At 66.4% G+C, this 13,452-nt stretch carries 8 protein-coding genes; 4 read left to right on the plus strand and 4 right to left on the minus strand.

Annotated elements, in window-relative coordinates; translation table 11 throughout:
* Positions 1-35: 35 nt before the first annotated feature.
* On the minus strand, positions 36-1,964 hold the full coding sequence (locus tag ABD705_RS10515; RefSeq protein WP_344783301.1) for a DUF4012 domain-containing protein: 1,929 nt from the start codon (positions 1,962-1,964) through the stop codon (positions 36-38).
* A gap of 213 nt (positions 1,965-2,177) precedes the next feature.
* On the opposite strand from ABD705_RS10515, the gene ABD705_RS10520 reads away from it, so the two are divergent.
* The 3 genes from ABD705_RS10520 to ABD705_RS10530 are packed head-to-tail and all read left to right on the plus strand — an operon-like array spanning position 2,178 to position 6,881.
* Entirely contained in the window at positions 2,178-3,332 is a 1,155-nt protein-coding gene (locus tag ABD705_RS10520) for a glycosyltransferase (protein ID WP_344783303.1), read from the plus strand.
* A complete protein-coding gene (locus tag ABD705_RS10525) occupies positions 3,329-4,450 on the plus strand; it encodes a hypothetical protein (RefSeq protein WP_344783305.1) in 1,122 nt (373 codons plus the stop codon). Before ABD705_RS10520 ends, ABD705_RS10525 begins: the two co-directional genes overlap by 4 nt.
* 58 nt (positions 4,451-4,508) lie before the next feature.
* Positions 4,509-6,881, plus strand: a complete 2,373-nt coding sequence (locus ABD705_RS10530) for a CDP-glycerol glycerophosphotransferase family protein (RefSeq protein WP_344783307.1) — start codon at positions 4,509-4,511, stop codon at positions 6,879-6,881.
* Here ABD705_RS10530 and ABD705_RS10535 read toward each other — a convergent pair.
* Positions 6,859-8,313 (minus strand): glycosyltransferase family 2 protein, encoded by a 1,455-nt coding sequence (locus ABD705_RS10535; protein WP_344783309.1) that lies wholly within the window; start codon positions 8,311-8,313, stop codon positions 6,859-6,861. The two genes, ABD705_RS10530 and ABD705_RS10535, sit on opposite strands and share 23 nt — an antisense overlap.
* A gap of 116 nt (positions 8,314-8,429) precedes the next feature.
* On the opposite strand from ABD705_RS10535, the gene ABD705_RS10540 reads away from it, so the two are divergent.
* The gene (locus ABD705_RS10540; RefSeq protein ID WP_344783311.1) at positions 8,430-9,842 is read left to right on the plus strand and encodes an SDR family NAD(P)-dependent oxidoreductase; all 1,413 of its coding nucleotides are present in this window, start codon (positions 8,430-8,432) and stop codon (positions 9,840-9,842) included.
* An 11-nt stretch (positions 9,843-9,853) separates the two neighbouring features.
* On the opposite strand, the gene ABD705_RS10545 is transcribed toward ABD705_RS10540, so the two are convergent.
* Positions 9,854-12,589, minus strand: a complete 2,736-nt coding sequence (locus ABD705_RS10545; protein ID WP_344783313.1) for a CDP-glycerol glycerophosphotransferase family protein — start codon at positions 12,587-12,589, stop codon at positions 9,854-9,856.
* 39 nt (positions 12,590-12,628) lie between these two features.
* On the minus strand, positions 12,629-13,408 hold the full coding sequence (locus ABD705_RS10550; RefSeq protein WP_344783316.1) for an acyltransferase: 780 nt from the start codon (positions 13,406-13,408) through the stop codon (positions 12,629-12,631).
* Positions 13,409-13,452: the final 44 nt, after the last annotated feature.

Genomic DNA, 13,452 nt, shown 5'->3' on the forward strand with positions numbered 1-13,452 from the left:
GGTGCGCCCCCACCCTCTGACGGCGCGTCGGGCGGTCAGGGACGGTCGGACTCGGCCCGCGCCAAGACCTCGACGGCCGCGCACTGACCGGGCGTCAGAGCAGGGAGGGTGAACGCCGACTTCGCTTTCGCCGCAGCCGGAGGCTGGGTGAACAGGCCCGCGCAGTCCGGTGCGATGTGCACGGGCGTGCTGGTCACGGTCGGCGAATAGCGCACCGCCAGCGGTCCGCGTTTGCCCGCGGGCAGCGTGCTCGTGTACGAGACCGTGCGGGTTTCGCCCTGACCGACGAACACCCGGATGCTGTGGGCGTCGCGACCGTCCTCCACGCCGGATCGTTCGTCGTACCAGGAGTTGCCGTGCTCGGGATCGATGCCGGTGATGACCGACCCCGGTGGGGCGAAGTACATCACGTCGAGGATGAAGGATTGGCGCGGGATGCCGTAGCGCTTGTTGCGGATGCCGAGCTGGTACGACGTCATCCCGGTGGAGGGGACGCTGTTGGCGATCTGCAGCGCCGTCGTGACGGTGCCGGCGGCCGCGTTGCAGGTGACGTTGACGCTGGTCTTCATGAAGTACTCGAGCTTGCTGTAGGCGGCATCGTTGACGAAGATGCCCAGTTCGGTGCGCTTCTCGTTGCTCGTGGCCATCGCGCCGTCCAGCTTGTACCGGACGGCGAGCGCCTGCTCGTCGGGTCGGGCGAACCAGGCGTGCAGACGCTGCTGCGTGATCGAGGTCTGGAGCGCGTCCCACATCTTCGTCGGGCTCCAGTCGGCGTCGGCGATCTTGGCGAACGCGCGGGAGGCCACATCGGCGAAGAAGTGGTCCTGCACGTCGCGGGAGTAGCGCAGGTACGCATCGTAGAGCAGCGCCTCGACGACGTTCTGCGACGTCAGGGTGCGCCCGTCATCGGTCTGCAGCGGGCCGGTCACCTTCAGCACGTTCGACAGCACGACCGGGTCGAGCGAGATGACGCCGTCGAGGTGAGCGCCCTGCGTGATGTCCCAGAGCGAGTCGAACGCCCGGGCCGTGGTGGGGAAGTTCGGCGTGCGGGTGAAGTTGCCGAAGCCCTTGAACGTGTCGGGCTCGTACAGGTTCAGGGTCTCCTGCGGCAGGTCGAGGACCTGTCGGTTGCGGGGGAAGCTGTAGGTGCCGGTCTGTGCGGCGAGCTCGATCTTGCCCTTGTCGACCTTGACGATCGCCGTCGCTGCGGGCAGGCCGCCGCCGCTGCGCGCTTCGGCGTTGTTCTGGAAGATCAGCATGTAGGTGCGCGGGCCGTTCATGCCCGCGATGTCCAGCAGCGGAGGAAGATCGCGTCCGGCCGTCTTCAGCAGCGGCCCCGCGGCGTCCAAGGCGCCCTGAAGCGGACTGAGCGCGTCGCGCACGGCGGGGATGAGTGCCGCGTCGTCGATGCCGGCCAGCTGCTGCGATGCACGGGCGATCGCGTCGCGGATCTGCGGAAGAGCGTGGCTGGCGTCCTCGACCGGCGTCAGGTCCACGCCGCCGCCGCTGGCCCCCAGCCGCCCGGGTGAGAACCCGGTCAGCAGGCTCACGGCCGTGGGCATCGCACCCCGCGCCACGACATCCGTCGCCGCAGCCGCCTGGCGGATCGCCTGGACATTCGGACCGACCACCGGAATCGCGCTCATCACGTCCCACAGCGGGCCCTGCACGGTCTGCGCGGCATCGCCGGTGAGCGAGAGCACCGTGTCACCGGCGGCGACGACCCGGTCCGGCTCGCCCTGCACGACACAGGCGACCATCGCGACCAGCTGGGTCTTGACGCGCTCGAGGTCGTTCTTCACGGCAATGGCCTGAACGGCGAACACGGCGACGACCGCGATCGCCGCACCGAGCACTCCCACCGCCAGCGCGGTCGCCAGCCACGACACGGTGCGCGAGGGGCGTGCCGCATGCACGCCGCCTCGGCCCGCGCGATACCGTCCGGGCAGAGGCGTTCGTGGCACCCGATCAGCGTATCCGGCGGCGGCTGTGAAGGCGGCCAAAGGCGCGGCCGCGGTGTCTCAACGAATTTCCCAGCCGTCACCGGTACTATTCCACTGGTATCGGGGTCGCCTGCTATGCGAACCAGATCGTGGACACACCACCTCGTCAGCGGCGGTGCCACGCGCCCTCGCTACAGATGCATCCACCCGTCACGGTCCGTCCAAGGAAAATACATGCGGCTGTCCATCATCGTCCCGACCTTCAACGAAGCCTCGAACGTCGAAGAGCTCGTCAGCCGGGTCGCCGCAACGCTGCGCCACGGCACCGCTGATGCGGTCGATGCCGAGCTCATCTTCGTCGACGACAGCACGGACGACACACCGGAGCGGATCCACTCCGCCGCGGCGTCGACGACGTTTCCGGTGCGACTGATCCACCGCGAGCACGCGGAAGGCGGGCTGGGGGGAGCCGTGCTGGCCGGCATGCACGCGGCCGAATCAGACCTCTGCCTGGTCATGGACGGAGACCTCCAGCATCCGCCGGAGGACATTCCGCGGCTGCTCGCCCGGTTCGACGAGGGCGGAGCCGACGTCGTCGTGGCGTCCCGTTATGTCGCAGACGGATCATCCTCCGGCCTCGCCGATCGGACGCGGGTCTGGGTGTCGCGGCTGTCGACCGCGCTCACGAAGGCCATGTTCCCGCTGCGCCTGCGAAATGTCTCGGACCCGATGACCGGATTCTTCCTCGTCGACCGTCAGGCCGTCGACATCCAGGGTCTGCACCCCCGCGGCTTCAAGATCCTCCTCGAGATCCTCGCACGCACGAGCCTGCGCATCGCCGAGGTCCCGTTCACCTTTGCCGAGCGCTTCGCCGGCACATCGAAAGCATCCGTCAAGCAGGGCATCCACTTCTTCGTGCAGCTCGCCGCGCTCCGATTCGGCAAGATGTCACGATTCGCGGTCATCGGCGCAGGCGGTGCGGTCGTGAACCTGGCCATCGTCTGGGCGCTGCTTCAGTTTCAAGTGCACTACCTGGTCGCCGCCGTCGTGGCGGCGGAAGTGACGATCATCGGCAACTTCCTGCTGCAGGAACGGTATGTCTTCAACGACATGGCCCCCGCCGCACAGGGCGTCTGGACACGGTTTGCCAAGTCATTCACCTTCAACAACGCCGAGGCCGTGATCCGGATACCCATCCTGGCGCTGCTGGTCGACGGCTGGCACCTCTCCGCCGTCATCGCCACCGCGATCACCCTCGCACTCGCCTTCGTGGCGCGATTCATGTTCCACTCGCTCGTCGTCTATGCACCCAGCACGGGGAAGCGCAGCAAGAAGTCGCGCGTCGCCGAGACCATCGACGCGCTGGTGGTCTCGCCGGGCGAGCTGTGACGCCACGCGCCCTGGTGCGGTGGACCACGGGGTGGCGCCTGCTCGCCCTGGTGGCGCTTGCAGCCGTGGCACAGCGCCTCATGACGCTGACCGTGATGGGCGCCTACAGCGGCTGGCATCGACTGCCACGGCTGCTGATGACGTGGGATGCTGGTTGGTACCGTGAGATCGTCGAGTCCGGCTACCAACTGGCCACGCCCGGTCACGAGAAGTCCAACCTCGCGTTCTTCCCCCTGTTTCCCGCATTAGCGAAGCTGGTGACCTTCGTCCCCGGAGCGGGTCCCGGCTTCGCCCTGCTGGGCATCGCCTTCGTCGCCTCCATCGTGGCGGCGATACCGATCTTCCTGATCGGCCGACAGCTGCATTCCCCTGCCGTCGGCTGGATCCTCACCCTCATGTGGGGGGCGCTGCCGCAGTCGTTCGTCCTGGTCATGGGCTATCCCGAGGGGCTGTTCACGGCAGCGACCGCCTTCGCGCTGTGGTACATGATCCGGCGCCAGCCGCTCGGCGCGGGCGCGGCGGCGCTGGTCGCCGGGCTGCTGCGGCCGTCGGCACTTCCGCTGATCGCAGTGGTGATGGTGTGGTGCCTCGTACACGTGTGGCGGGATCAACGACGCTGGCGGTGGGTTGTCGGCGGCCTGCTGGCGCCGTCCGGCATGGCCGCCTACCTCGTCTATGTGACGCTGCGCACCGGCGAACTGACCGGGTATTTCCAGGTGCAGTCGCATTGGAACCTGCGCTTCGGCAAGCCGTGGGAGCTCCTGTCGCAGAGCATCCACTATCTGACCACCCCCACCACGATGCTGGTGGCGATAGAGTTCTACATCCCCATCGTGGCCGCCTTCGCGGCACTCACGGTGCTGCTGGCGGGGCGCGTGCGTCAGAAGGACTACGGGTGGATCGTCCTCTACACGGTGCTGTCGTCGGCCATGATCCTTACTCGCTCCACTTTCTTCTGGAGCGAGTCCCGGCAGTTCCTCCCACTGTTCCCGCTGCTGCTGCCACTGGCGACGATCCGCACGTCTCGGTGGGCATGGGCTCTCGTGCTGATCGGAGCGACTTTTGCTTCCGCCGCCTTCGGCGCCACGTTCCTGCTGGCGGGCCAATACTCGGTCTGAGCGCATCGACCGCGCCTAGAATCGCCGTACGCCACAGATCGAAATGAGTCCCGCATTGATGCCCAGCGTCCGGAGCGTCCTGCGCCGCAGCAGCATCCTCCAGAAGTGGCGATGGGCCCCCTATGCTCTCAGCTACGCGGTCCTTGCCCGGTTCACTCGAGTTCGGTCGGCACGGATCGTGTTCCTCTCCGACTCGCGGGCCGACTACAGCGGCAACCTCGCCGTGCTCCGCGACGAGGTCATGCGCCAGGACCCCGACGCCGAGGTCATCGGCATCTTCAAGCACAGCTTGCGCGCTCGTCGCCCCCTCCGTGACATGGTCCGTCTGCCGTGGCTGGTCGCCACCGCGCAGACGGTCGTCGTCGACGACTTCTATCCGCTGATCTACCCGTTCCGCATCCGGCCCGAAAGCAGACTGCTGCAGGTGTGGCACGCCGCGGGCGCGTTCAAGCGGGTCGGCTACAGCCGGGCAGGCCTGCCCGGCGGTCCGATCCCCGGGTCGATCATCCATCGCAACTACACCGACGTCACGGTCAGCAGCGAGGCGGTGCGGGTGAACTACGCCGAGGCATTCGGAGTCGTGCTGGACCGTGTGAAGCCGCTCGGCGTGCCGCGGACCGATGTCTTCTTCGACGCGCGTGCCATCGACGACGCCCGCCGCGCTGTGCGGATCCGGTATGGAATCGACGACGACACGCGGATCGCCCTGTATGCGCCGACCTTCCGGGGGAACGGCCAGCTGACGGCGACCTTCGACTACGACAGCGTGGACTGGGCGGCACTCACCCGCGATCTGGGCGACGACTGGGTGCTCCTGGTCAAGATGCACCCCTTCGTGGTGCCGCTGGCCGTGGCCAGGCCGGGCACGTCTGGCGTCGTCGACGTCAGTGCCGACCGTGAGATCACGCAGCTGCTGATGGCGGCCGACGTGCTGATCACGGACTACTCGTCGACCATCTTCGAATACGCGCTGCTGCGCCGCCCGATCGTCTTCTTCTGCCCCGACCTGGATGGCTACACTGCGGACCGGGACTTCTACTACCCGTTCCGCGATTACGTGACGGGGGTGCCGATCACCGATCCGGGCAGGCTCGCCGGCGCGATCCGTACCGCGGAGGCCGGCCCGAACCTGGATGACTTCCTGGAACGCTTCATGGGCGCTTGCGACGGCCGTTCCGCCGAACGCATCACGAGGGAGCTGATCCTGACCCCCCATGGCGCTGGTCGCCCCGCTGCCGCCGCTCCCGGCGGCAGCTCGCCGGCACCGACACGCGCGACCGATGCGATCGGTCTGCGCATCCTCATCGCGCACACCACGCGTATCGCCGTGAACGTCGCCTACGCGCCGTTGCGCCTGCTGCCGCGCCGACGCAAAGTGGTGATGATCAGCCGCGAGCACGACAGCGTGCCGGATGACTTCATCGACCTCGCTGCCGCCATCGAGCGGGCCGATCCGACCATCAGGGTCGTCATGCTCGTGCGCATGGTGCCTCCTGGATTCCTCGCCCAGATCGGCTACGCGTTCCACATGCTGACACAGCTGTATCACGTCGCGACATCTCGGGTCCTGGTCGTCGACACCTATGCCATGGTCGCAAGCCTGCTCGACCACGACGGCGGGCTCACCGTCATGCAGATCTGGCATGCGCTGGGCGCCTTCAAGAAGTTCGGGCTGAGCATCCTCGACCACGAGGAGGGTCGCGATCGACGCCTCGCCGCGGCGATGCGGATGCATCAGGGATACGACATCGTGCTCGCCAGCGGCGCCGATTGCCGCCCGGCGTTCGCCGAAGCATTCGGCACCACGGCTGACCGGGTGACCGTGGCACCGCTCCCCCGGGTCGACCGCCTGCTGGATCCACAGCGCGCCGACCTCACTCGCGCGCGCATCTGGGCCGTGCACCCGCACCTGCGCGAACGTCAGATCGCCGTGTTCGCACCGACCTTCCGGCTGGATGGAACGGTGACCGTCGACGCTGCCGCACTCGCTCGAGCACTCGCCGCGATCGGCATCCACCTTGTGGTCAAGGTCCACCCACTGATGTCTGTGGACTTCGGCGCAGAGGTCGACACCGCCCCGGGGTTCTCGACGCAGGACATGCTGCTCGTCGCGGATCATTTCATCACCGACTACTCGTCGGCGCTGTTCGAGGCCACCCTCCTGGGAGTGCCGAGCTACTTCCTCGCCCCCGACCTGGACGACTACATCGCATCGCGAGACTTCTATCTCGACTATCTGCGAGACCTTCCGGGACCGATCGTTCGGGACGTGCCGGCCCTCGTCGCCGCCATCAGCGCCGGCGCAGGCACTGTCGAGGCTGCGCGGGCATTCGCCGGCCGATGGGTGCAAGTGCCGCACCCCGCTGGGGCGTCGACGACACCATGCGCCGACGCCATCGCCGCCCTGGTCATCTGCGCAGCCACCGTCTGACCAGCCTGCCCAGCCGGTGGCGGAGCAGCTGTGCATCCCAGCCCATTCGCCGCCACGGCGAGCCGAACGGACCCGGGACCGGCTTCCACACCCGAACCTCGCCCTCGCGCGCCGGAACGGCGCGGCGGAGCTGGCTGAAGACCCGCCGGCGGTGACGGTCCTGCTGCTGAGCGAGAGACTCACCGCGCACTGTTTCGATCACGGCCCGCCCGCGGCCGTCCGCGGCGACCCGCACCGACCCCGGTGAGTCGGCACTCCACCGGTGCAGGATCTGCTGACCGAAATAATCGGGCGTGACGACGGTCGCATCCGCCTCGATGAGTTGATCTCCAGAGCCGCGCAGCTGCACCGACGCCGGATCGGCCACCGGCAGATGCAGGACGGTGCCGCGCCGATACGCGCCGACCCAGGACGGAACGGGCCGCCCGGCCAATCGGTTCAACAGGAGTCGCGACTCCAGCGGAAGCGCGGTGGCGTCATAGCGGAACAACCGGTCTTCGTCCACGTGCGCCGCGCATGCCGCCAGTGCCGCGAGGGTCTCGCCTCGTGCGGCGGCATCGAGGACCGACGCGTAGCCGTCGTCGGTCAGCTGAGCGGGCAGCAGCCATTGGCACTCATACAGGAACATGGCCTGCAGCCACTGCGGCACCGCTCCGATCGACGCCGCCTGCTCCATCAGCTGCAGGTAGCCGTCTCGGAACCGGCCTATGTAGGTGTCGGGATTGTCGCGGAATCGGTCGATCGCGGAATCACCGGCCGCACGCCGGCGGTACACATACCGCGCGTCAGCGACCAGCCCGAGCATAGGCGCCGACTCGTGCAACAAGAACTCGGCGACGAACAGGGCGTCCTCGGATGCGTGCAGGCCTGTCCGGAACCGCGTGCCACGGGCCAGGAGGTCGCCGCGCCGGAAAAACACCGAGGCGACGTTCAGCTGGAAGAAGTCGGGGAAATCGACCATCGACACCCTGCGGCTGCCCGCGGCGAAACGGAACTTCAAGGCATGGACGTCGCGGATCCTGTTCTCGAGTTCGCTCAGTCGAACCAGCCGAGTCGACGCCACGGACACGCCCTCGCCATGACGGCGCAGAAAGTGCGCCGCGCGGCGGAAGTAGTCGATCGACAGGAAATCATCCGAGTCCGGGAACGTCACCCAGTCGGCCGTCGCGGCGTCGATGCCGACGTTGCGCGCGACGCTGACTCCTGCATTGGGTTGGCGGATGACGCGACCGGCGGCTCCCGTTCCGTCCAGCCATTCCTGTGCCAGGTCGCCGGAGCGGTCCGGCGACCCATCGTCGATGAAGATCACTTCGAGCGTGTAGTCGCCCGGGCGCTGCCGAGTGAGACTGCCCAGCAGATCCGGCAGGTATCGTTCGACCCGGAACAGCGGAATCACGGCGCTGAACCCCAGTGGACCTGATCCGATGGACATCCGCTCGATCATAGCCGCCCTCGCTGTGTCCGGGGCGGCCCCGGTGCGCCTCTTAAGATGGTGTCCGGGTCGCACGCGCGGCAGCAGGCCAGGTCGGGCCCAGAACGGATGAGGCAGTGGAACGAAGCAGAACCGTCGCCGTCGTGCTCGCCGGCGGCATCGGCGCCCGGGTCGGGCTGGGCATCCCCAAACAGCTCATCAAGATCGCCGGCAAGGCGATCGTGGAACACACTGTCGAGGCGCTCGATGCCAGCCCCCTCATCGACGAGATCATCATCATGATGAACGCGGCTTCCATCGGTGAGCTGGACCACTTGTTGGCCCATGATCGGTTCGGCAAACTGACGAGCGTGCTGCCGGGTGGGCAGACGCGGAACGAGACGACCGAGCTGGCCATCGCGGCGCTGTCCGGCGACGACACGAAGGTGCTGTTCCATGACGCCGTACGGCCGTTCGTCGATGACCGCATCATCGCGGACTGCGTCGCCGCCCTCGATCAGTATGACGCAGTGGACACGGCTATCGCGTCCGCCGACACCATCATCGAGATCGATCGTCAACGGCACATCACCGCTATCCCGGACAGGTCGCGACTGCGGCGCGGACAGACACCCCAGGCGTTCCGTCTGGGCACGATCCGGCGTGCCTACGAACGTGCGGCGAAGGATCCGGACTTCCACGCCAGCGACGACTGCGGAGTGGTGTTCACGTACCTGCCGGATGTTCCGATCTTCGTGGTCGACGGCACCCCGCAGAACATGAAGGTCACCGAGCCCATCGACGTGCACATCGCGGACAAGATCTTCCAGCTGCAGTCCGCAAGCCTGTCCTTGGCGGGTCTCGGTTCCGCTCCCGCGCTCAACGGTCGCCGTATCGTCGTCTTCGGCGGCAGCTACGGAATCGGACAGAGCATAGTCGCGCAGGCGACCTCAGCCGGGGCAGTCGTCCGAGAGTTCAGCCGGTCGACGACCGGAACCGACGTGCGATCGACGAAGGCGATCCGTGCGGCATTGGCCGCGGCGGCAAGCGAACTGGGAGGCATCGACACGGTGATCGTCACCGCGGGCGTCCTGCACATCGCACCGTTGGCCCAGACGCCGCGCCGTGACTTGAAACGCACGATCCAGACGAACCTGATCGCCCCGGTCACCGTCGCGCACGAAGCGTATCCGTATCTCGAGGCCACGAGGGGGCAGCTCATCCTCTTCACATCCAGCTCGTACACTCGCGGCAGAGCGGGATACGGGGTGTACTCGGCGACGAAGGCGGGTGTGGTCAACCTCACCCAGGCCCTGTCGGAGGAATGGTCCGATGCGGGGGTGCGCATCAACTGCATCAACCCGCAGCGCACAGCGACCCCCATGCGTTCGGAAGCGTTCGGAGACGAGGCGGAGGAGACGCTTCTGGATCCAGCAGATGTAGCGCGTGTGACATTGCAGGTGCTGGAATCGGATCTGACCGGCCAGATCGTGACCGTGAACGTCTCCGAGATGCGAAACCTCCACCGTCGAGAGGATGACGCCGTCTGACCCGACGTGCGTTACGCGCTGCGATCGCCCTCGGCAGGCTCTGACTCCGCTGACCGCAGGCGCTCGGCCAACGACCTTCGCGTCGCCGTCTCGGTCATCGCATCGTAGACACGCTCGCAGTTGCGTCCGTCCCGCGTGGGGAACGTCTCCTCGATCCGCCGGCCGTATTCGGCGGGCATCCCTCCCTCGAGGGCAGCAGCGACAGCCCGCGTCGCATCCGGCACCGTCATGCAGACCGGCCCGAAACCGTCATCGTCGTACGAGAAATAGCCGGGCCGCTCGGTGTGCCCGCGGTAGTACGCCTCGGCATCGAACTGGAAGTACACAACGGGAAGGTCGATATACGCGGCGTTGAACGCCATCGACGAGTAGTCCGTGACGAGCACGGCGGCGTGAATCAGAATGTCACGGACGTCGGCGTCGTCGTACGAGGCGACCGACACCTCGGGCGGCGTCGGGAATCGGTCCAGATACACGCCCATGTTCGGATGGGGCATGAATACGATCCGTCGCCCGGACCCCCGCTGCTTCTCCTGGGCCGCCAGGGAAGCCAGCAGAGCCGAGAACTGCGTCGCGTAATCGGTCTGGATGAATTCAGCGAGGCCGGCGCGATCGGCGGATGTCGCGCCCATGGCACTGACCAGATAGTCTCGCCATGTCGGCATGACGACAATGAGGTTCTTGTCTGCATCGTCGACCTTCGATGACCGGCTCTGCAGCGCATCGAAGCGTGGCATGCCCGTCAAGCAGACTTCCTTCGTTCCGTATCGATATGCGGACGGTCCGGTGATGTACTCGAATTCTGCAACCGTCGAGGTGACGAACAGGTCGATGCGTTTGGGGTTCAGCCACCCAGAGATATCGCCTTTGATGACACCGTGCTGCAGGAAGGTGAACTTGTAGGAGCGATATTTTCGTGGCAGTGCGTCGGTGATGAACCGATCCGCATGACTGGATGCGAGGTGCTTCGCATGCGCGAGAAGCGCGAAGAACTCGGGTGTCCCATAATCGACCAACCGCGCGCCTCGACGTTGCATCCGAGTCCAGTCGGGGGAATCGTGGCGCACGATGAACCAGGCATTGACCTCGGGATGATGCTCGCGAACCCACCAGTACAAGTCCTCGGCACTGTCGTTGGCCGCATTGTCCCTGTCGATGAATGCCCATGCATCGGCATACTTACGTGCCCGATGTCGCGAGCCGATCGCGAGGTCTCTTCGGATGATCCCGAGTCCGCGCGTGGACGCGCGGCGCTTGAGAGCCCGGGCGGCGCGCTTGAGCCGCCGTCGCGCGGCGGCGCGGCGCGGGCGCTCCGAAGCGGAAGCGTTGGCGAGACGGAACTGCGCTGCGGGCACTCGCGGACCGTCCGGGAACTCTTCGATGCGGACGCTGTCGAGCTCCAACAGGACTGCCACGTCATCGGGGATCCAGAGCGTACGCTGCCAGATCAGCGGCCTGCCGACATATTCCAGGCCCTGATCCTTGCCGAAACGGGCGGCGATCGCCGTGCCGTCGGTGAGCGTGAGCTTTTCGAGCGGACGCTCGTCAATGTAGCGATAGACCAGAGAGGTCAGACCACGCTCGGAGTCGACGGCTCCTCGATACACGGTCGTGTGCCCCGAGCCGCGCTTGGCGAGCAGCAACGCTTCCCTCATCCAGTGCGCGACAGGCATCAGATGAAACGCGAGGATCGCGTCCTCGTCGACCTGCTGAAGGTACTCGTGAACCAGCGACCACAGCTGCGGGTACATGTCGTCCGGGAACGAGGCATTTCGCACTCCCGCGCCCTGTGAGCTTCGCAAGATCCAGAACTGATCGTAGAGAAACAGATTCTGAGCCCACCGCGGCACTCGGCCGACGATCGACAGCGCCTCCTCGATCACCCCGCGAAACCCGATGTCGATCGTGTCGACATACTTGCGCGGATCGGCGGTGCTGCTCTGGATCGTCGACGAATTGTCCGAACGCTGACGATAGAGGTACCGGGCCGAGGGCAGGAACTGGACTATGGGTGCCGCAGCGCGCAGCAGATAGCGGGCCACGAATGAGCTGTCTTCGAACCGCAACCGCAGCGTCTCCGGAAAGAGAAGTCCATGCTCGCGGATCAGTTCCATGCGGAAGAACCCCGAGGTGGCGTGAGGCTGAATCCAGTCGGGGGACTCATCGATGTCGACGATCCGCTCCCCGTGACGGAATCGGCGATCGAGCGCATGGCTGTGTTTGATCTTCCCGGACTCCTCGAACCACATGAGCAGGCGCGTCGAGACCATCGCCGGAGACGTCCCCCGCGCCGAGGCAGCGGCCGCCGCGCCGCCGACCACGCGAAAGTAGTTGTGATCCAGAACGTCGTCCGGGTCTGGGAAGGTCACCCATTCACCCGTGGCATGCTCGAGTCCCAGGTTGCGAGCGCTGGCCTGGCCACCGTTCGCTTTGCGCAGCACCGTCACCGATCCCGGGTGCTTCTGCGCGAACCGTTCGGCAACGGCAGCCGTGTCGTCCGTCGACCCGTCGTCCACCAGGATGATCTGAAGCTGTTCCATGCCGATCGATTGCTTCTCCAGCGACGCGAAATAGTCGGGCAGGTACTCCTGGACGTTGTACATGGGCGAGACCACAGAGAAACGGGCAGACACAGAACTCACATTCGTCGCATCGGACCGGGGGCTTATCCCCGGGTGACTCACGATTCTAGGCGGGCCCGGACACGGCTGTCCGTGCCCGCCGCTCGCCGCCGGCACACCACGCACTGGCGCCCGAGAACGGTCACTCGAGGATTTTACGCGGACTCACCTGGACGCCCGTGGAGAACGCACGGCGCGCACCATCCTCCGCAGGCGCCGGGCGACCCGCCCGAGGAACGTGCGCCTGATCGCAGTCCCGTTCTCGACCGTGCGGTTCCAGTACTTGGATTTTTGCACGGTCGAAGCATCCGGCTTGTAGAACGGCGCGACAAGGCCGAGGTGCGGGCGCTCCCATGCGATGTCCTTGCGGACCACGGTGGCAGGCGACCCGACGGCGATCACGTTATTGGGGATGCGGCGAGTGACGATGCTGCCGGCCCCGATGACGCTGCCCTCGCCGATCGTTGCGCCGGCGAGGACCATCGCCCCGTATGCGAGCCAGACGTGGTCACCGATTCGGATTGAACGGGCCTTGTTGACGCGCTTGCCTGACCGCACGTCGAAGATCGGGTGGCCGTCGTCTGCCCGCACCTGGTTCGCCGTGGCGAACATCACGTCATTGCCGATGATCACCGACACCCCTTCGACGGCGGAGATCGTGACCGCTGCTGTGGCGGAGACCCCGTTGCCGATCCGGACGGTCGCGTCCTCCCCCACCCGCACGCCGGCGGAGAAGGCGCGCTGATGCGGATTCGCACCCAGAATGAAGGTGCCGTTGCTGCTGTTGAAATCGACGTGGAGCTTGGTTGCACTGGCCTTGGCATGCACCCGGACAAGGTTGCCCCCACCTCGAAACGCGATCGTGATGTTTTCGCGCGGCGGCCCGTCGTATTCGATTCGGTTGCCTTCGTCGTCTTCATAGGCAGCGAGCGGAACGGTGATCATGTCTTCCCAGGGTCGACGGGCAACGGGACTCCAGCATTGTACCG

The organism is Microbacterium kribbense, from assembly GCF_039537285.1.
Taxonomy (GTDB): domain Bacteria; phylum Actinomycetota; class Actinomycetes; order Actinomycetales; family Microbacteriaceae; genus Microbacterium; species Microbacterium kribbense.